Origin of the sequence: Anaerococcus octavius (assembly GCF_900445265.1) — a bacterium.
In the GTDB taxonomy this organism is placed as follows: Bacteria; Bacillota; Clostridia; order Tissierellales; family Peptoniphilaceae; genus Anaerococcus; species Anaerococcus octavius.
Genome location: NZ_UFTA01000002.1, coordinates 1603979 through 1622715, shown reverse-complemented (window position 1 = coordinate 1622715; position 18737 = coordinate 1603979). Strand labels below are relative to the sequence as shown.

The 18737-nt window shown below is 31.6% G+C and carries 22 protein-coding genes; all 22 read left to right on the top strand.

Translation table 11 applies throughout. The features are described from left to right. Positions 1-29: 29 nt before the first annotated feature. Positions 30-857, top strand: a complete 828-nt coding sequence (locus DY249_RS07850) for a phosphate/phosphite/phosphonate ABC transporter substrate-binding protein (protein ID WP_115595776.1) — start codon at positions 30-32, stop codon at positions 855-857. Next, entirely contained in the window at positions 847-2022 is a 1176-nt protein-coding gene (locus tag DY249_RS07845) for a cobalamin-independent methionine synthase II family protein (protein ID WP_115595775.1), read from the top strand. Before DY249_RS07850 ends, DY249_RS07845 begins: the two co-directional genes overlap by 11 nt. Then, positions 2015-2467: an OsmC family protein gene (locus tag DY249_RS07840; protein ID WP_115595774.1), complete on the top strand. Its 453-nt coding sequence runs from the start codon at positions 2015-2017 to the stop codon at positions 2465-2467. Before DY249_RS07845 ends, DY249_RS07840 begins: the two co-directional genes overlap by 8 nt. A 162-nt stretch (positions 2468-2629) precedes the next feature. After that, positions 2630-3997: a tRNA uridine-5-carboxymethylaminomethyl(34) synthesis GTPase MnmE gene (mnmE, locus tag DY249_RS07835; protein WP_115595773.1), complete on the top strand. Its 1368-nt coding sequence runs from the start codon at positions 2630-2632 to the stop codon at positions 3995-3997. After that, a complete protein-coding gene (gene mnmG / locus DY249_RS07830) occupies positions 3987-5885 on the top strand; it encodes a tRNA uridine-5-carboxymethylaminomethyl(34) synthesis enzyme MnmG (protein WP_115595772.1) in 1899 nt (632 codons plus the stop codon). The genes mnmE and mnmG overlap by 11 nt, the downstream gene beginning before the upstream one ends. Further along, positions 5878-6390 (top strand): 16S rRNA (guanine(527)-N(7))-methyltransferase RsmG, encoded by a 513-nt coding sequence (gene rsmG, locus DY249_RS07825; protein ID WP_245943556.1) that lies wholly within the window; start codon positions 5878-5880, stop codon positions 6388-6390. Before mnmG ends, rsmG begins: the two co-directional genes overlap by 8 nt. 223 nt (positions 6391-6613) lie before the next feature. Next, complete coding sequence (locus DY249_RS07820; RefSeq protein ID WP_115595771.1) at positions 6614-7444, top strand: CPBP family intramembrane glutamic endopeptidase; 831 nt, start codon at positions 6614-6616, stop codon at positions 7442-7444. 14 nt (positions 7445-7458) lie between these two features. Next, a complete protein-coding gene (locus tag DY249_RS07815) occupies positions 7459-8679 on the top strand; it encodes a CinA family nicotinamide mononucleotide deamidase-related protein (protein WP_115595770.1) in 1221 nt (406 codons plus the stop codon). Then, the gene (locus tag DY249_RS07810) at positions 8657-9625 is read left to right on the top strand and encodes a ParA family protein (protein ID WP_115595769.1); all 969 of its coding nucleotides are present in this window, start codon (positions 8657-8659) and stop codon (positions 9623-9625) included. The genes DY249_RS07815 and DY249_RS07810 overlap by 23 nt, the downstream gene beginning before the upstream one ends. Further along, the gene (locus DY249_RS07805) at positions 9626-10597 is read left to right on the top strand and encodes a ParB/RepB/Spo0J family partition protein (protein WP_115595768.1); all 972 of its coding nucleotides are present in this window, start codon (positions 9626-9628) and stop codon (positions 10595-10597) included. Next, complete coding sequence (locus DY249_RS07800; protein ID WP_115595767.1) at positions 10584-11141, top strand: cyclodeaminase/cyclohydrolase family protein; 558 nt, start codon at positions 10584-10586, stop codon at positions 11139-11141. The genes DY249_RS07805 and DY249_RS07800 overlap by 14 nt, the downstream gene beginning before the upstream one ends. Then, complete coding sequence (locus DY249_RS07795; protein WP_101539724.1) at positions 11141-11614, top strand: DUF4446 family protein; 474 nt, start codon at positions 11141-11143, stop codon at positions 11612-11614. The genes DY249_RS07800 and DY249_RS07795 overlap by 1 nt, the downstream gene beginning before the upstream one ends. Positions 11615-11748: 134 nt before the next feature. Beyond that, positions 11749-12747 carry a phosphate acetyltransferase gene (gene pta / locus DY249_RS07790; protein ID WP_101539723.1) on the top strand — a complete coding sequence of 333 codons (999 nt, stop codon included), beginning with the start codon at positions 11749-11751 and terminating at the stop codon, positions 12745-12747. Positions 12748-13038: 291 nt separating this feature from the next. Further along, positions 13039-14136, top strand: a complete 1098-nt coding sequence (locus tag DY249_RS07785; RefSeq protein WP_281269044.1) for a DUF1538 domain-containing protein — start codon at positions 13039-13041, stop codon at positions 14134-14136. Next, complete coding sequence (locus DY249_RS09540) at positions 14112-14228, top strand: DUF1538 family protein (protein ID WP_316126150.1); 117 nt, start codon at positions 14112-14114, stop codon at positions 14226-14228. The genes DY249_RS07785 and DY249_RS09540 overlap by 25 nt, the downstream gene beginning before the upstream one ends. Continuing rightward, complete coding sequence (locus tag DY249_RS07780; RefSeq protein ID WP_115595766.1) at positions 14228-14503, top strand: hypothetical protein; 276 nt, start codon at positions 14228-14230, stop codon at positions 14501-14503. The genes DY249_RS09540 and DY249_RS07780 overlap by 1 nt, the downstream gene beginning before the upstream one ends. Before the next feature lie 9 nt (positions 14504-14512). Continuing rightward, positions 14513-14656 carry a hypothetical protein gene (locus DY249_RS09355; RefSeq protein WP_245943555.1) on the top strand — a complete coding sequence of 48 codons (144 nt, stop codon included), beginning with the start codon at positions 14513-14515 and terminating at the stop codon, positions 14654-14656. A gap of 34 nt (positions 14657-14690) precedes the next feature. Then, positions 14691-14825 (top strand): hypothetical protein, encoded by a 135-nt coding sequence (locus tag DY249_RS09435; protein ID WP_281269043.1) that lies wholly within the window; start codon positions 14691-14693, stop codon positions 14823-14825. Positions 14826-14916: 91 nt separating this feature from the next. Next, a complete protein-coding gene (gene trxA / locus DY249_RS07770) occupies positions 14917-15225 on the top strand; it encodes a thioredoxin (protein WP_101539722.1) in 309 nt (102 codons plus the stop codon). Further along, the gene (locus tag DY249_RS07765) at positions 15225-16109 is read left to right on the top strand and encodes an NAD(P)/FAD-dependent oxidoreductase (protein WP_115595765.1); all 885 of its coding nucleotides are present in this window, start codon (positions 15225-15227) and stop codon (positions 16107-16109) included. Before trxA ends, DY249_RS07765 begins: the two co-directional genes overlap by 1 nt. Positions 16110-16233: 124 nt before the next feature. Then, positions 16234-16704 carry a MarR family winged helix-turn-helix transcriptional regulator gene (locus tag DY249_RS07760; protein WP_101539720.1) on the top strand — a complete coding sequence of 157 codons (471 nt, stop codon included), beginning with the start codon at positions 16234-16236 and terminating at the stop codon, positions 16702-16704. Beyond that, positions 16705-18714 carry an ATP-dependent zinc metalloprotease FtsH gene (ftsH, locus tag DY249_RS07755; protein WP_115595764.1) on the top strand — a complete coding sequence of 670 codons (2010 nt, stop codon included), beginning with the start codon at positions 16705-16707 and terminating at the stop codon, positions 18712-18714. The last annotated feature ends 23 nt before the right edge of the window (positions 18715-18737 follow it).

Genomic DNA, 18737 nt, shown 5'->3' with positions numbered 1-18737 from the left:
GCTGCATTTTAATATAAGGGAGGTTTCAAATGAATAAATTAAAAGTTGGAGCTGTAATTTACGCTCCACGTGTTACTGTAATTTGGGAAATGATTGATAAATTTTATAAGGAAAATGGTGCAGAAATAGAAGCTGTTTTCTTTAAAGATTACAAACTCCAAGTAGATGCTCTAGTAAATGGAGATATAGATGTAGCTTGGAATTCACCTCTTGCTCAACTTGATGCTAGACTTAGAACTGACGGAAAAGAAAAAATCGGCTGCATGAGAGATACAGATAGGGATCGTCAAACTTATCTAGTAGTTAAAAAAGATAGTTTTAATGAAATTACTGATTTAAAAGGCAAAACTATTGGTTTTGGAGCGATAGATTCTCCACAAGCAAGACTAATACCAATTTACCATCTACACAAAAATGGCCTAGAATTTGAAAAAGACTATGAAGAAAAAAGATTTGATATAGGCGTTGGGCTTCACGGGGACCACGTTGGTGGAGAACTTGATAGCATGAAAGCTTTATTAAATGATGAAGTAGATGCTTCTTTCTGCCTAGATTTAAACTATGATGCATGGGTAGCTGATGGTACTATTGATAAAAACGAAGTAGAAGTATTATCTAGGACAGATTACTTTGACCACTGCGTATTTACCTTTAATCCACAAGTAGCAGATGAAGACATCAAAGAATTTGATGAAATCATGTTTAAAATGGATTATAACAATAAAGAAGATAAGGAAATCATGGATCTAGAAGGTCTTACTGAATGGGTAGAAGGTAGACGTGACGGTTTTGAACAAATTACAAATGCAAATGAATATCTAGGAAACTTTATAGAAGGCTATAATAGTGAAAACTAGTTTATTTAACACTGCACTTATTGGATCAATGCCTAGGGGCAAAGAAATCTTAATGGCTCGTAGGAAACTTAGTGCTGGATTAATCGACAATGCAAGTTATGAAAAATTAATCGATGAAAAAACTAAAGAAGTTGTAAGACTTCAAGAAGACTTAGATGTAGATATAATAACTAGTGGCGAAATTGACCGCGATAACTATGTTTCATTTATATCAGAAAAACTTGGCGGGGTTTCCCAAATGTCTATGGCAGAAATGCTTGATTATGTGGATGATAAAAGAGAATTTGAAAATATTTTAAATACCCTAGATGTTCCAGCATCTTCCATAAAAAATGCTATTTGTACCGGCAAATTAGAATATAAGGGAGATATAGTAGCAAGTGAGCTACAAAAACTAAAATCTTTTACAAATAGACCAGTAAAAATAACTATGCCTGGCCCATACCTTGTAACCAGAAGTATGTGGCTAGCAAATGTTAGCTCAAATTACTATGATAGTAAGGAAGATTTGGGAGAAGATGTAATAGAAATCTTTAAAAAAGAGATAACAAAACTACAAGAAATAGGTGTAGATGTCATCCAATTTGATGAGCCAGTTTTAACAGAGATAGTTTTTACAGAAGGTAGACCAAGGACCTTTATGTGTGCTTCCCTATCCCAAAGAAAAGATCCGACAGAAGAATTAGAATTTGCAACACATCTTATAAAAAGTGTTATGGAATGCATAGATAAAGATAAATCTATCGCCTCCATGCATGTTTGTAGGGGTAATTGGAGTAAGGATGAAAGTATTTTACTAACGGGAGCTTATACTCCACTCATAGATTTGTTTGCAAATATAAATGCGGATTTACTATCCTTAGAATTTTCAACACCTAGAGCTGGTGAAATAAAATCTTTACTAGCAGATGAAAGATTAAGAAATAAGATTATTTTAGGTCTTGGAGTATTAAATCCTAGATTTGATGAAAAAGAAGATGTTGATGTAATTTATAATAGAGCCAAAGAAGCCTTAGCATTTATAGATAAAGAAAATCTATGGCTAAATCCAGATTGTGGTTTTGCAACATTTTCTAATAGACCAGTTAATGAATATGAAAATATAAGGGCAAAAGTTGGTGCTATGATAAAAGCAAGGGATAGATTGAGAGCAGAATATGAATGATGACATAAATTATTTTTCTAAATCATTTAGGGCGGTAGTTTTTGATAATGATGTTAAAGTTTATAATGAAAAAACTTCGGTAAGTATTGATCAATCCATATCATTTGATTCAGAAAAAGATAAATTTACATCAATAGATTTATTTGTATCATCAATTGTTTCAGAAATTTTGCTAACCATGATAAATCTTGCAAAAAAACGTGGAGAAATTCTTCAAGATATAGAAGCCAAAGCAGATTTAGAAATTTTAAATCCCATGTATTTATTAAATGTAATTGGATATGAAGATCCAGGTATTATAGAAAAACTAGAAATAGATATTTACTTTTTCTCATTTTTAGGAGATAAAGAATTAGATGATTTTTTAGATGAAGTTTTAAAAAGAACTTTAATTTATAATACTTTTCAAGATAAGATTAAGGTTAATTTCAAAACCGTTTTGTAAAATATATAAAAGCAGTCGATTTTTCGGCTGTTTTTTTATATAATATTATGTCTTACCTTAATCAAATGTTGACTTTTACCGATTTTCCACTATAATCTTTATGTTAATAACCACTAGTCAAAGTAGTGGATACAATCAATCGTACTATGAAAGGAAAATATTATGAGTGAAGCTACAATTGCAGCTATTTCTACTCCAACAGGTACTGGTGGTATATCCATTGTTAGGATGAGTGGAGATAAAAGCAAGGAAATAATCGATCAAATTTTTGAGCCTATAAATGGTGGTTCAATTGATCGCAAAAAAGATAACCGTAGGATGCGTTATGGAAATATCGTTGATAATGATGAAATTATAGATGAAGTTATGGTTAACTTTATGGCTGGTCCTGGGACTTATACCCGTGAAGATATTGCAGAGATAAATTGCCATGGCTCTTTTATATCTGTAAAAAAGATTTTAAATTTACTTTTAGATAAGGGTGCAGTTTTGGCTGAGCCTGGAGAATTTACTAAACGTGCTTTTTTAAATGGTCGTATAGATTTATCCCAAGCAGAAGCAGTTTTAGATATAATAAATTCTACAAATGATTTGTCCCAAGCCCAAGGTATCAATCAACTAAATGGGTCATTAAGAAATGAAATAGAAAAAATTCGTCAATCTCTCTTAGAGGCTCTTTCACGTTTGGAATACTCTATTAATTTTACAGAAGACGGTGAAGATCTTTCTCCTGATGAAATTATTGCCTATATGGATGAGGCAAAAAATCGTATTGATAAGCTTTTAAATACTTCTAATAAAGGGAAAATTATTAGAGAAGGAATCAATACTACCATTCTTGGGAAACCAAATGTGGGTAAGTCATCTTTACTTAATGCACTTTTAAAGGAAAATCGTGCCATTGTAACCGATATTCCTGGAACAACTCGTGATTTGATAAGTGAATATATAAATCTAGGGTCATTTACTCTAAAAATAAATGATACTGCAGGTATTCGTGACACAGATGATATAGTGGAGAAAATTGGTGTTGATAAGTCTATAGAGATCTCTAAAGCCTCTGATTTAATTATGGCTCTTTTTGATACATCTCGTAAGTTTGATAAGGAAGATCAAAAAATCCTAGACCTTATCGAAGGCAAAAATTCTATCATTATTTTAAATAAAACAGATCTAGACCAACAATTTGATAGGACAATTTTTGACGGAGTTGATCTTCCGATTATAGAAACTTCTATGACAGAAAATATAGGTATAGATAAGCTAGAAGAAACTATTACAGAAATTTTTGATACCAGTGAAATTAACAGGGAATCTATTTTAATTACTAATACCCGCCACGAAAGATTATTAAATGAAGCAAACAAAAAATTAAATGAATCATTGGCTGATATTAAAAGAGGGATACCTCTTGATGCAGTTGAGGTAGACTTGCGTGGGTCCTATGACGATTTAGGATTAATAATTGGAGAATCAGTTTCAGATGAAATAATGGATAAGGTCTTTAAGGAGTTTTGCGTTGGAAAGTAAAAATAAATATATACAAGATACTTATGATGTAGTGGTTGTTGGGGCAGGGCATGCTGGTTGTGAAGCTGGACTTGCAGCAGCAAGACTTGGCATGAAAACTTTAATACTAACTACCAGCCTAGAATCAATAGCAGATATGCCTTGCAACCCCAATATCGGTGGTACAGGTAAGGGACACTTGGTTCGCGAATTAGATGCTCTTGGTGGAGAAATGGCAAAAGTAATTGATAAAACTTTTATTCAATCTCGTATGCTAAATACATCAAAGGGTCCAGCCGTTCATTCACTTCGTGTTCAAGCTGATAAAAGAAGATACCACGAAGAAATGAAAAAGCTTTTAGAAAATGAAGCGAATCTAGACATTTTTGAACAAGAAGTAGATAAGATAAATTATGAAAAAGGAAGAATTGTTTCATGTGAAACAGTTCAAGGAGCAATTTTTCCTTGCAAGGCTTTAATACTTTGTACAGGAACTTACCTTAACGGAAAAATACTAATTGGAGAATTTGAAAAAGTTTCAGGTCCTCATGGTTTATCTGCTGCAACATATTTATCAGATACTTTGGAAGAAATGGGTTTTCATCTACGTCGTTTTAAAACTGGTACTCCTGCTAGAATCGATCGTAAAACAATAGATTTTTCTAAAACACAAGTACAAGCTGGAGATAGTGAGATTATTCCATTTTCTTTTGAAAATGAAGGAGAGGATTTTTCTGACCACAAGCAATATGACTGCTATTTGACATATACTAGTCCAGAAACAAAGCAAATTATTATGGATAATATTGATCGCTCTCCTATATATGGTGGAGCTGTAAAAGGAATTGGTCCTCGTTACTGTCCTTCTATAGAAGATAAAATGATTCGCTTTCCAGACCGTGATGTTCACCAAGTTTTCTTAGAACCTGAAAGTTTATCAACAGATGAAATTTATGTCCAAGGTGTTTCCTCATCAATGCCTCAGGAAATCCAAATGGACTTTTATAAAACTATCCTTGGACTTGAAGAGGCAAAAATTATGCGTCCAGCCTATGCAATAGAATACGATATGATTGATACTCGTGAATTAAACCTTACCTTAGAATCAAAAGCTTATTCTGGTCTTTATTTTGCAGGTCAAATAAATGGTTCTTCTGGATATGAAGAAGCAGCAGGCCAAGGATTAATCGCAGGTATAAATGCAGCACTGAAAATAAAAGGTCAAAACCCGCTTGTTTTGGATAGGTCTGATGCCTACATTGGAGTATTAATTGATGATTTGGTTACAAAAGGAACTAACGAACCATATAGAATGATGACTAGTCGCTGTGAATATCGTTTAACTATGCGCCAAGATAATGCAGACCAAAGATTAACTAAAAAAGCTTATGATATTGGACTAGCTAGCGAAGAGCGTTATCAAAAAATGATTAGTAAATATGAAAATATTGAAAATGAAAAAGAAAGACTTAAAAAAATAATATTAACTCCAACTAAAGAAACTAATGAAGAATTAGAACAATTAGGATCAACTCCATTGGTTACTGGTGTTAGCCTATATGATTTATTAAAACGTCCAGAGTTAGATTATTTTAAAGTTGAGGTATTTGACAAAGACAGAACAAAGCTACCAAAGTTCCAACAAATACAAGTGCAAACAGAAATAAAATACGAAGGCTATATAGCTAAACAAATGGCAGATATAGATAAATTTAAAAAATTAGAGGAAAAGAAATTACCAGCTGATTTTGACTACTCTAAAGTAGAAGGTCTTAAAAAAGAAGCTGCATCAAAGCTTAATGAAATAAAACCTTCTTCAGTTGGTCAAGCTAGTAGGATATCTGGAGTCAGCCCTGCAGATATTAATGTGCTCTTGATAAGATTAAAGACAGGAGAAGTAAGTGGATAAAAATAAAATGTATGAGGTCTATACAGACTATCTAATAGAGGTGAACTCTCACACTAATCTTACAACAATTACAAATCCAGAAGAAATTAAAATAAAACACTTTGAAGATTCACTTTCGGTTATATCTTATATTAATGAAGGTGATAAAGTTTTAGATATAGGAGCTGGTGCGGGATTTCCTGGCATACCTCTTCGTATAGAAAAAAACTTTGATTTGACCTTAATAGATAGTGTAAATAAAAAAGTTAAGTTTATGAACGAAGTTATCAAAAAATTAGACTTAAAGGATACTTGTGCTGTCCATACTAGAGCTGAAGATTTTGCTAAAGAAAACAGAGAGAGTTACGATGTTGTTGTAAGCCGTGCGGTAGCAAATATGTCTACTCTATCAGAACTTTGCATACCTTTTTTAAAAACAGGAGGCATCTTTATAGCTTTAAAAGGACCTAAGGCAGATAAAGAATTGGAAGATGCTCAAAATGCTATAAATATTTTAGGGGGGTAAAGTAAAAAAGATTGACCGTTTTGAAATAGATGATAATGATAGGGTAAATATAATTGTAGAAAAAGTACATCCAAGCAAAAAGATCTATCCAAGATCTAAGAATCAACCCAAAAAGAATCCTTTATAGGATTCTTTTTTATATTAAATCTATAAAAATACTATGATTTATGTTAAAATAACTTTATAAATACTTGTTTCACATGAAACATAGGAAGGTAAATTAATGGATAAATTTTTGAAGTTTCTAGGTATATCAGTTCTTACTATGACTTTTGTATTGGTTACAGAAGCTCTATCTTCTACAATTTTATTTGCGATATTTGGAAATGCTATGGTGGGAAATAGTGATACTGGTATATTAAATCAAGTAGTTAAATATCAAGTTATAGCTGGACAATTATTAAGGCTGATTTTAATTTGTACATTTTTTGCTATCAAAAAAAAGCGAGAGCCTAATAAAACTAATAATATAATTAAAAATAGAAGGTTTTTAGCTGATTCTTGGAAGATGCTTATTATTGGAGTAGGAGTAGCTGGCTTTGGCAATTTGATTATAAGCTTTTTGCTTACTATCTTTGGCAATTCCCCCTTAGTTACAGATACTTTAGATCAATTTAGCGAAGCTTTTCAGATCAATGGACCAATGGATTTTTTTGTTATGATAATCGGTATGGTGATTTTAGCACCAATCGTAGAGGAAATTTTATTTAGAGGTATTGTTTTTGAAAGATTTACCAAAATTTACAAATTATCTACTGCGATTATATTAGATGGATTACTTTTTGGTATTTATCATATGAATATACTTCAAGGAATAAATACATTTTTTATGGGTATGGTTTTAGCTTTTGTATATTATTATAGAAGAAATATAACTGATGTTATAATCATACACATGGTGAATAATTTTTTTGCACTGACAGCAGGATTTGATGAAAGCTACACAATAGTATTGACGGTAGTAAGTGTAATATGTATTTTATTAACAATAAAGGTTTTAAATCAATTTAAAAATAATGGTCAAAAGAGTAACGAAAATGAAGAGTATATATAATAGAAGGAAATAATATGAATGCACAAATTTTTTCTATAGGAACAGAAATTTTATTAGGAAATATAGTTGACACCAATTCACAATTTATAGCACAAAAATTAGTAGAATATGGCATAGATTTATTTAAAATGGAAACCATTGGTGACAATGCTGATAGACTATACAGAGCTTTTAAAGAATGTGATGGGAAAGTTGATTATGTAATTACTAGTGGAGGACTTGGACCAACTCCAGATGATATATCAAAGGAAGTAGCAATAAAAGTCTGTGATTTGCAAGATGAATTAGAGCTTGATAAAAAATCTTACCAAGCTTTAATAGATTATTTTAATGGTAATGAGGAAAGTGCTATGTCTAATATAAAACAAGCGAAATTTCCGAAATCAGCTATTATTTTAGAAAATACTTTAGGCACAGCTCCTGGATGTATATTAACTAGTAAAAAAGGAACGAAGTACATATTGATGCCAGGACCACCTAACGAGATGAAACGTATGTTTGAAAGCGAAGTTGCTAAACATATAAGTAAAAATGCTATACTAAAATCTAAAACTGTAAAAATAGGCTTGCTAGGCGAGTGGGACATGGCAAGACGTATCGATCTAGATAGAACAGAACCTACAATTAGTCCATATATCACTGATGAAGGACCGATTTTAAGAATAACAGCAAAAGCTGATAACGAAAAAGAAGTTGATCGACAATTAGATATAGGCCTTGAAATTGTAAATGCAAGTTTGACTCCATATGTGATCACAACTGAAGATGTAAGAAAAGAAAAAGTTCTTATAGATTTATTAGAAGAAAGAAATGAAAAAGTATCTACAGCAGAATCTATAACTGGTGGTTTAATTTCTGCTTCTATTATAGATATCCCGGGAGCATCTAATGTCATTTCTGAATCTTATGTAACTTATTCAAATGAAGTAAAAGAAAAAGTATTGGGAGTTTCACGTGAAACAATTAAAGAGTACAGTGTAGTTAGTGAAGAAGTATTATCTGAAATGTTAGTAGGTTTATATAATAAAACAAATTCTAATTTATGCATAGCTACTACAGGATATGCTCATACAGGAGAAGTATGGATAGGTGTTTTATATAATGGAATGAAATATACAAAACTCCTACAATTAAATGGTGATAGAAATAGGGTAAGGCTTCGTACAAAAATAAAAGTTATAGATACAGCTATACTTGTAATGAGAGGTGAATATGAGAACAATATCGGTATTTAATCAAAAAGGAGGAGTAGGCAAGACTACTTCGGTTGTAAACCTTGCTGTTGCTTTAAATTATCTGGATAAAAAAGTCTTGGTAATAGATATAGATCCACAAGCAAATACCACCACAGGTTTAGGACTTGATAAATATAATATTGATAAATCTTTATATGAATTATTTTATGCTAGTGAAGATGATAAAAGTGAAAAGTTAAAAGAAGAGAATAAAGATAATTCACAAGAAGAAGCTTTGCAAGACGAAAATAATAATGAAGAATTAATTGAAAATGTTTCAGAAGTGGATACTGATGATTCTGCAGATGATTTAGAAGAGAGCGAAGATATAGAAAATCATGATAAAATAAAAAAAGAATCTATTAATATAGAAGATTATATAACAAAAACTCAGTCGGGAGTAGACATCATCCCATCAGAAGCAGCTCTTTCAGGACTTGAGGTAGAATTAGTTGAACTCGATGCTCTAGAACGTACAAGACAATTAAAAAATATAATAGATTTAATTGATCAAGATGAATATGATTTTGTACTTATAGATTGTCCGCCATCATTAGGATTGCTTTCTATAAACGCACTAGTAGCAAGTAATTCAATTATAATTCCAATTCAAACAGAATATTATGCCTTAGAGGGTGTAAGTGAGCTTATGAATACATATAATATGGTTAAAAAACAGTTAAATGAAGATCTTGAAATTGAAGGTGTTCTACTTTCTATGTTTGATAAAAGAGCTGTTTTATCATATGAAGTAGTAGAAGAAGTAAAATCATATTTTAAAACAAATGTATTTAGAGTAATGATACCAAGAAATCCAAGACTAGCTGAAGCGCCAAGTCATGGATTATCTACTATAGAGTATGATTCAAAATCACAAGGTTCTGTAGCTTATATTGCTTTAGCAAATGAAATAATTAAAAACGATCAAAATAGAAAGGATGCATAGATGTCAAATAAAAGAACCTTAGGCCGTGGCTTACATTCTTTGATTCCAGAAGTTGATGATAATGATAAAAAAACTCAAGGTACAAGTCGAAATTATTCTTTAAATAAAGATTATAACTTTGCTCTTAAAGATGAAGTAAAAAAATTAGAAGAACAAAAACCAGGCGATAAAATACAAAAAATAAGTCTTGAAAAGATAAAAGCTAGATCAAGTCAGCCGAGAAAATCTTTTGATGAAGAAGCTTTGAAAGACCTGGCAGCTTCTATAAAAGAATATGGCTTATTAAATCCTATTGTGGTTTCTAAAGTGGATGATAAATATGAGATTATAGCTGGTGAGAGAAGATACCGTGCTAGCAAAATAGCTGGACTAAATGATATAGATGCTATAATTAGAGATTATAATAATAAGGAAATAGAAATCTTATCCTTAATAGAAAATGTGCAAAGGGAAGATTTAAAGACTTTAGAAGAAGCTAGAGCCTATAAAAAATTAGCTGATGATCATCATATGACTCAAGAACAAATAGCAAAAACTATGGGGAAATCTAGATCATATATTGCTAATACATTGAGATTGTTAAACTTAGAAGAAGTAGAAAAGAAAGCCTTAGATGATGGTAAAATATCTCCTAGCCAAGCTAGAACTCTTTTATCAATTTCAGATGCAAACCAAAGAAGCCTAACATTAAATGATTTTATAAATGGTAGTACAAATATTAGAAAAGTAGAAAAAAATACAAGCAAGAAAAAATCTACTGATAATAATAAAAAAGAAGATGATGAAAATAAAACTTATGGACCAGATATTGATCAAATTCTAGTTGAAGATTTGGAAGAAAAATTTATGGATGAAGTTGGTTCTAAAGTTGCTATTAAAAAAGAAGGGAAATCATATAAATTAACTATTGATTGCTATAGCATAGATGATATAGAAAAAATATACAATAGGCTCAAAAATGAAAATAATTGATATGGATGTTAAGAATTTGCTTTTGCAAACTAGAAAAGCAGAAGCAAATCCAGGTGGCGGAGCCTTGCTCATATTAATTTCAAATTTAGCTATAAATCTATCATTAATGATGGATAAAAACAATTTTGAAATTAATAAAAATCTAGCTAAAGTTTCACGTGAAACATTATTAGAAATTTCGAAATCATATGAAACATATATGCAAGATGATGTAGACAATTTTAATGAACTGATGATAAAAATCAAAGAAGGAAATTCCTGTGAAGAAGATTTTTTAAAAGCTACTGATCCTTTATTAAATATGGTAGAAAAAAATATTAAGGGCCTAGAGCATATAAATTTCTTTTTAACTTATGGAAAAAAATCCACACTCACAGATGGGCAGATTGCAAATGACCTTCTATATCAAGCTATATTATCAGCTCTACCTACTATAAAGATTAACTTAGATTGCACAAGTAATAGTTATGATTTAGAATCTATAAAAGATAAGGCTAACAAAATCTACTTAGATAATCTAAATGCTATAGAAAGAAGGAAATAATGACAGCTGTTTATGTAATATTAGGAATTTTGGCTATTTTAGTTGTAGTAGAGTTTGCCATGATTCAATCTATGAATAACAAATTAAGAAGACAGAAAAACCGCTATGATCATTTATTAAGGGGTAATAGTGATGATTTAAACTTAGAGGAATTACTTTTAGCTTTAAATGATCAAATAGAATCTTCAAACCAACAATTAAGATCTGTTGATCAAAGATCATTAGAAGCAAAAGATTCTATTATGGGTGCTATATCAAATATGTCTGTAATAAGATATAATGCCTTTGATTATGGGACTAATGAACTTTCATTTAGCCTATGTATGTTAGATAATTTTCATAATGGGATAATTTTGACTAGTATATATGGTGCAGATGGTTCTACTATATATCTAAAGGAAATAACTAATGGACAAGCAAAATTTGAATTGTCAGATCATGAAGAGGCAGCTCTAAAGAAAGCGAAAGGTTAAAAAATAACTATATTACTATAGTATTTCGATAAAAATTGAAAAATATTTATCTTTTGCATGATATCTTTGTTATATTTTAACGACTTGGGTATAATATAGTTAAAAAGTAATATAAACATTATTAAGGAGGAAAAATGGCGAACTCATCAATTTTAGAAAGTGCTAGAGAGACCATTGAAGGAAAAAACTTAAAAATAGTTTTCCCAGAAGGAAACGATAAAAGAATTTTGGAAGCTGCTATTAAACATAACGAAGAAGGACTTCTTCATCCAATTATCTTGGGCGATAAAGGAGAAATTCAAAAGGTAGCTAACGAAAATAACCTAAAACTTGGGAAACTTGAAATTATAGATCCAAACTATGACGAAAATTTCGATAAATTAGCTGACTTATTTGTAGAAGCAAGAAAAGGAAAAGCTACAAGAGTAGATGCAGACTATATGCTTAAAAAAGATCATAACTACTATGGTGTTATGATGGTTAAAGCAGGTATAGCTGATGGTATGGTATCAGGTGCTGTAGGTACAACAGGAGATACTATTAGACCAGCTCTTCAACTTATAAAAACAAAACCAGGTGTATCAAGAGTATCAGGTGTAATGGTTATGATTGGACCTAATGGTGAACAATTAGTATTTGCTGATACAGCTGTAAATATTACTCTTGAATCACAAGAAATGGCAGAAGTTGCTGTAGAATCTGCAGAAACAGCTAGAGGATTTGGTATGGATCCACGAGTAGCTTTACTATCATTCTCAACAAAAGGTTCTGCAAGACATGACCTTGTTGACAAAGTTTCAAAAGCTACTAAAAAAGCTCACGAACTTAACCCAGATCTACCACTTGATGGTGAATTACAATTTGATGCTGCTATAGATCCAGCTACAGCTAAAAACAAAGCTCCAAAATCTGATGTAGCAGGTACTGCTAATGTATTTATTTTCCCAGACCTACAAGCAGGTAATATTGGATATAAAATAGCTCAAAGACTTGGTGGATATAAAGCTTTAGGACCAATCCTTCAAGGATTAAATGCACCAGTAAATGACTTATCTCGTGGATGTTCTACACAAGATGTTTACGAAATAGCAATAATTACAGCTAGCCAATCAGTAGATAGCTCAATATCTTAAAATTATTGACAGTTGATATTTATATAAAGAGACAACCTTATTAGGCTGCCTCTTTATTTTTAAAAATTTTTAAGGAGGATCCTATATTTTTAGATTATATAAAAGAAAACACTAAGGCGGTCCTGCCTATAGTGGTTTTAGTATTAATACTTAATTTTTTTGTCGGAGTTGGAAGTTCTTTACTTATTAATTTTCTCTTGGGATCCCTAGGAGTTATACTAGGATTATCTATATTTTTATCAGGAATTGATCTTTCTATTTCAAAAATCGGATTCAAAAATCGGAACTATGATGGGTGATTTTTTAGCTAGATTTAATAAAATTTTCAAAGTAGTGCTATTTGGCATTTTTATAGGCTTTGTAATTTCTATGGCAGAACCAGATTTATTAATTTTAGCGAGTCAAGTAACATATACAGTTGGTCTATCACCATGGATAATAGTTGCCATAATATCTCTAGGTGTGGGGATTATGATTTCTATTGGTTTATATAGAATTTTTAAAGAAATAAAGATTTCAAAAATAATGTGGATTCTATATATAACTATCTTTGCTCTAATGTTTATAGCAAGTGAAACTGGACATGCAATAGCCTTTGATGCATCGGGAGCAACTACAGGAGCAATGACAACTCCGTTTATAATAGCATTAGGACTTGGGGTTGCAAATTTAAAGGGAGATTATAGTGAAGATAACTCTTTTGGGCTAGTAGGTATAGCATCAACAGGACCTATAATCGCAGGTCTTTTGATGAGCTTATCCGTTGGAGATAATCTTTTGGAAATGGAAGCTACAGCTTATACTTCAGCTATAGCAACTTGCTTTAAAAATTCAACTTTTGCTATAGTACCTATAGCCTTAGTATTTTTTATAATAAATGCTAAATACTTTAAGACAGCAAAAGATGAATTTACAGAAATTTTACTGGGTCTATTTTATACTTATATTGGGCTAATAATATTTTTAAGTTCTGTAGAAGGCGGATTTATGGAACTTGCTCGCATACTTGGTGAAGGATTAAGAGATTCTAAGTTTTTGCCATTAGTTGCCTTTATAATGGGATTAGTCGTAGTATTGGCAGAACCAGCGGTTGCAGTACTGGCAGAACAAGTGGAAGATGTTACAGGTGGTTCTATTGCTAGAAAAAGTATTTTAAAAGCTTTATCAATAGGTGTGGCTACTGCTGTAATGCTTGCAATTATTAGAATAAAATTAGAAAATATTGCCCTATGGATGGTAATTGTGCCAGGATTTTTAATTTCTTTATTGATTTCTCTAAAAATCCCACAAACATTTGCAGGAATAGCATTTGACTCAGGGGGAGTTGCATCTGGACCGATGACGGCAACATTTATCCTTGCTTTTTGCCAGGAGTTGCAGGAAATGTAGCAGATGGTTTTGGAGTAATATCATTTGTTGCTATGATGCCAGTTTTAACAATTATGATTTTGGGATACCTTTATAAGAAAGGAGCAAATTAATGCAGCTTTTAAGAGCAATTTTGCCAAGAGGTAAGGGTAGTGAATTTATGAAAACCATAAAGGATGATGGAGCAATTGTCATTACCTGCTATTATGGTTATGGATCTGCCAGTGAAAGCATACAGAGCAAGTTAAAAGTAAATAAGATAAGAAAAGAAATTGTAATGGCAATATTAGATGATGAAAATGCAAAAATAGCTATGGATGAATTAGAAGAAAAGTTAGTTAAGATAAATACAGGGGTAGCATTTACATCACAATTAGAATATAAATGAGAAAGCAATTTGCAAAACGAAAGTAATTACCAAGCTCTTTATGTTATTATAGATAGGCATGAGGGACAAAAAGCAGTTGCCATTGCACAAGAAAATGGTGCAAAAGGAGCAACATTAATTCACGGAAGAGGCTCTGCAAAAGCATATTATTAAATATGAATGTGGAACCGGAAAAAGTATAGTGATAATGCTAGTAAAAAATGACATAGCAGAAAACATTAAAGAAGCTATATATGATAATATGAATTTAAATAAAGAAAATAAGGGTATAATATATTCGCTACCAGTTATGGAAGTTAGAGGTTTAGTTGAACAAAGCTAACTTATACGAATAAAGAAAGAACTAGCACGGAGTACTTGCAAGTTGAAAATAAAAAAACATAACTAAATATAGAATTATTAAGGAGAAAAACATGCGTGAATTAGATACATTAGAATTTAGAGATGAAGTTGAAGCTGGAAAAGGAATCTGCCTTGTAGATTTTAATGCAACATGGTGTGGACCATGCAAAATGCAAGCTCCAGTTTTAGAAGAACTAGCTAGTGAAGTAGATTATCCAATCTATGGAATAGATGTAGATGAGGCAGAAGAAATTGCAAGTGAGTACAATGTAAATGCAGTTCCTAGCCTAATGATTTTTAAAGATGGTAAATTACAAGAAACACTTGTAGGTTTTCAATCAAAAGAAGTTTTAGAAGAAGCAATAGGAAAATATTTATAATGAGATATGATTTAGCAGTTATTGGCGCAGGTCCAGCAGGACTTAGTGCTGCTTTAAACGCTAGTATTAGAAATAAAAACGTTATCGTATTTGGAACTGATTCCCCTGCTATATCAAAAACAAAGTGGATTAATAACTATCTAGGTTTTGAAAAAATTAGTGGTCAAGAATTAAATGAAAATTTTAAAAGATCTTTACAAGATCAAGATGTAGAAAGATCAACAGAAAAAGTTCAACAAATCTATGCCATGGGAGATTATTTTGCTATTATCCTAAAGGGAGAAAAGATGATCGAAGCAACATCTGTTATAGTAGCTACAGGCATTGAATTAAAAAAAGATTTAATTGGCGAAGATGAGTTTTTTGGTAAGGGTGTTTCATATTGTGCTACATGCGATGCAAGTTTTTATAAGGGGAAAGAAGTTGTCTTAATAGGCTACAATGAAGAATCAGTAGAAGAAGCAAACTACACTTGTGAAGTTGTAGACAAGCTTACATATGTAAATATGTATAAAGAAAACCCAGAATTAAATGAAGATATAGAAGTGATAAATGGAGAAATCCCTGTAGAATTTTTAGGAGAAGAAAATCCAACTATACTGAAATTTAAATCTGGTAAAGAAATTACTGCTGATGGATTTTTTATAATTCGTGATTCATCAAAGCCAGAAAGACTTGTTCCATCAATAAAGACTGACGAAGAACATATTATTACAGATAAAAATGGTCGTACAAATATTAGAGGACTCTACGCTGCAGGAGATATATCTGGTAGACCATATCAAATAAATAAAGCAGCTGGTCAAGGCCAAATAGCAGCTTTAGATGCAGCAAAATATATTAGCCTAGTAAAAGAAAATAAATTTGATAAAGATATGTGGTAAAATATATATAAGGATATACAATAATTTTTCTAATTAAAGTATATTAAAAATAATATTTTTTGATTGAAAAATCTAAAATAATATGTAAAATAATCTAATAAACTATATATACCCAGGAGGAATTATGGCAACAGAACATATTGATTTTTTTGAATTTAATAATTCAATTTTCTCCATGATTAGAGAAATATCTCACAAAATTGATATATTATTGCAAGATACAGCACAAGAATTAGGTATTACTACCTTGCAATTAAAGATGCTTATAACACTTTATGCTAACAAAGATGCAGTTTCTATAGGAAACTTAGGAAAGGCAATTGGTGTGACAGGCGGAAATATTTCAAATATTTGTAAAAAATTAGAAAAACAAGGATTTGTAACAAGAATTAGATCTGACGAAGACGAAAGAGTTGTAAATGTGGAACTAACTGATAAGGGACGCGATGCAGCTGAGAGAGTAGGTATATACTTCGATGAAATTAGAGCTGACATCCCTACTGATAAGATAGATGTAAATTTACAAACAATTATAGATGAATTACAAGCCCTTGAAGAACTATTAGATAATTACATCTCAAGGAGCGGACTATAGATGAGCGATAAAAAAAATAAATCTAATAGACCCCTCTTGTACTATTGGATTATTGCAATAATAATATATATTGTAATAAGATTTGCTCTAAATCCAGTCATTAGCCAAGATGGGGCTAAGGAAGTAAGCTATAGCCAATTTGTAACTATGATCGAAAATGACCAAGTTACAGAGGTTTCAAAAGATAAGACAAAATATACATTCAAAGCTATAGAAGATGGTAAAGAAAAAACTTTTGAAACAGGCTTATGGGAAGATACTGATATAACAGATAGACTCCTAGAAGCTAAGAAGAAAAATAAAAAATTAAACTTCTCAAAAGAAATAGAAACAACTATGAATCCATGGTTGACTATATTTTTAACATCAATCCTTCCATTACTATTAATTTATGCAATATTTTACTTTGCCTCAAGATCTTTAACAAAAACCATGGGTGGTCGTGGTGGCGCAGACTTTATGAATTTTGGCAAGTCAAATGCAAAAGTATACGTAGAAAATAAAACAGGAAAAACATTTAAAGATGTAGCCGGACAAGAAGAAGCAAAAGATTCCCTATTTGAAATAGTTGACTTTTTGCATAATCCAGGAAAATATAGGGAAATAGGAGCTAAAATTCCAAAAGGAGTGCTTTTAGTAGGACCTCCAGGAACAGGTAAAACCCTTTTAGCAAAAGCAATTGCTGGTGAAGCAAGTGTGCCATTTTTCTCAATATCTGGTTCAGAATTCGTAGAAATGTTTGTAGGTATGGGTGCTAGTAAAGTACGTGACTTATTTAAACAAGCTAAAGAAAAAGCACCATGTATAGTATTTATCGATGAAATAGATGCTATTGGCAAAAAAAGGGATACTGGTGGATTTTCTGGAAACGATGAACGTGAGCAAACTTTAAACCAATTATTAAACGAAATGGATGGTTTCGATGCTACAGAAGGTGTTGTACTTTTAGCTGCAACTAACAGACCAGAAATATTGGATCCAGCTTTGACACGCCCAGGACGTTTTGATAGACAAGTAGAAGTAGAATTACCAGACAAAAAGGGCCGCGAAGATATATTAAAAGTTCATGCCAAAAATGTTAAGCGTGAAGATGATATTGACTATGTAGAAATAGCTAGTAGAACTGCAGGTACATCAGGTGCAGATCTAGCAAATATAGTAAACGAAGGTGCCCTACGTGCAGTACGTGAAGGTCGTAAAAAACTAAGCCAAGAAGACCTAGAAGAATCGATTGAAGTAGTAATTGCAGGTCAACAAAAGAAAAATGCAGTTATTTCTGATGACCAAAAGAAAATTATTGCCTACCACGAAGTAGGTCATGCCCTAGTAGCAGCAATTCAAACTCACAAGACTCCAGTTACAAAAATAACAATTGTACCAAGAACTGGTGGAGCCTTGGGCTATACAATGACAGTTGATAAGGACGAAAAATATATCATGACCAAGCAAGAACTATTTGATGAAATATGTACCCTTGCTGGCGGACGTTCTGCTGAAGAACTAATATTTAATACCAAAACAACTGGTGCAAGTAATGATATAGAGCGTGCAACATCTATGGCAAGATCAATGGTTACAATCTATGGTATGGATGATGATTTTGACTTTATGCAATTAGAACAAATCCAAGGAAGGTATCTAGGAGGAGAAAGAAGCCTAATTGTTTCCGGTGGAACAGGAAATAAAATTGACGAAAAAGTTCAATCAATTATTAGCCAGGCTCACATGAGAGCGATTGAAATATTAAAAGAAAATATTGATAAGCTTCACGAAATATCAGACTTCCTACTAAAAGAAGAAACTATCACAGGCGAACAATTTATGGAAATATTAAACCGTAAAGAAACTGAACCAGTAGATAAAGAAGAAGTGAGAGAAAATACAGACGTAGATGTAAATGATTTAGATGATGAAGAAAGTGAATTAAAAGATCTACCACCAATAAATGAAAATCAAGATGATATACCGGGCGATGACCCAGATACCAATCCTGGAAGCGATAATATCTAAAAAAAGAAAACTGCCCACGATCT

Bases quoted from the DNA above. Each gene is read 5' to 3' on its own strand.
- DY249_RS07850 (WP_115595776.1), top strand. From the start codon at position 30: ATGAATAAATTAAAAGTTGGAGCTGTAATTTACGCTCCACGTGTTACT.
- DY249_RS07840 (WP_115595774.1), top strand. From the start codon at position 2,015: ATGAATGATGACATAAATTATTTTTCTAAATCATTTAGGGCGGTAGTT.
- mnmE (WP_115595773.1), top strand. From the start codon at position 2,630: ATGAGTGAAGCTACAATTGCAGCTATTTCTACTCCAACAGGTACTGGT.
- DY249_RS07820 (WP_115595771.1), top strand. From the start codon at position 6,614: ATGGATAAATTTTTGAAGTTTCTAGGTATATCAGTTCTTACTATGACT.
- DY249_RS07815 (WP_115595770.1), top strand. From the start codon at position 7,459: ATGAATGCACAAATTTTTTCTATAGGAACAGAAATTTTATTAGGAAAT.
- DY249_RS07810 (WP_115595769.1), top strand. From the start codon at position 8,657: ATGAGAACAATATCGGTATTTAATCAAAAAGGAGGAGTAGGCAAGACT.
- DY249_RS07805 (WP_115595768.1), top strand. From the start codon at position 9,626: ATGTCAAATAAAAGAACCTTAGGCCGTGGCTTACATTCTTTGATTCCA.
- DY249_RS07800 (WP_115595767.1), top strand. From the start codon at position 10,584: ATGAAAATAATTGATATGGATGTTAAGAATTTGCTTTTGCAAACTAGA.
- DY249_RS07795 (WP_101539724.1), top strand. From the start codon at position 11,141: ATGACAGCTGTTTATGTAATATTAGGAATTTTGGCTATTTTAGTTGTA.
- pta (WP_101539723.1), top strand. From the start codon at position 11,749: ATGGCGAACTCATCAATTTTAGAAAGTGCTAGAGAGACCATTGAAGGA.
- DY249_RS07785 (WP_281269044.1), top strand. From the start codon at position 13,039: ATGGGTGATTTTTTAGCTAGATTTAATAAAATTTTCAAAGTAGTGCTA.
- DY249_RS07780 (WP_115595766.1), top strand. From the start codon at position 14,228: ATGCAGCTTTTAAGAGCAATTTTGCCAAGAGGTAAGGGTAGTGAATTT.
- DY249_RS09435 (WP_281269043.1), top strand. From the start codon at position 14,691: ATGCTAGTAAAAAATGACATAGCAGAAAACATTAAAGAAGCTATATAT.
- trxA (WP_101539722.1), top strand. From the start codon at position 14,917: ATGCGTGAATTAGATACATTAGAATTTAGAGATGAAGTTGAAGCTGGA.
- DY249_RS07765 (WP_115595765.1), top strand. From the start codon at position 15,225: ATGAGATATGATTTAGCAGTTATTGGCGCAGGTCCAGCAGGACTTAGT.
- DY249_RS07760 (WP_101539720.1), top strand. From the start codon at position 16,234: ATGGCAACAGAACATATTGATTTTTTTGAATTTAATAATTCAATTTTC.
- ftsH (WP_115595764.1), top strand. From the start codon at position 16,705: ATGAGCGATAAAAAAAATAAATCTAATAGACCCCTCTTGTACTATTGG.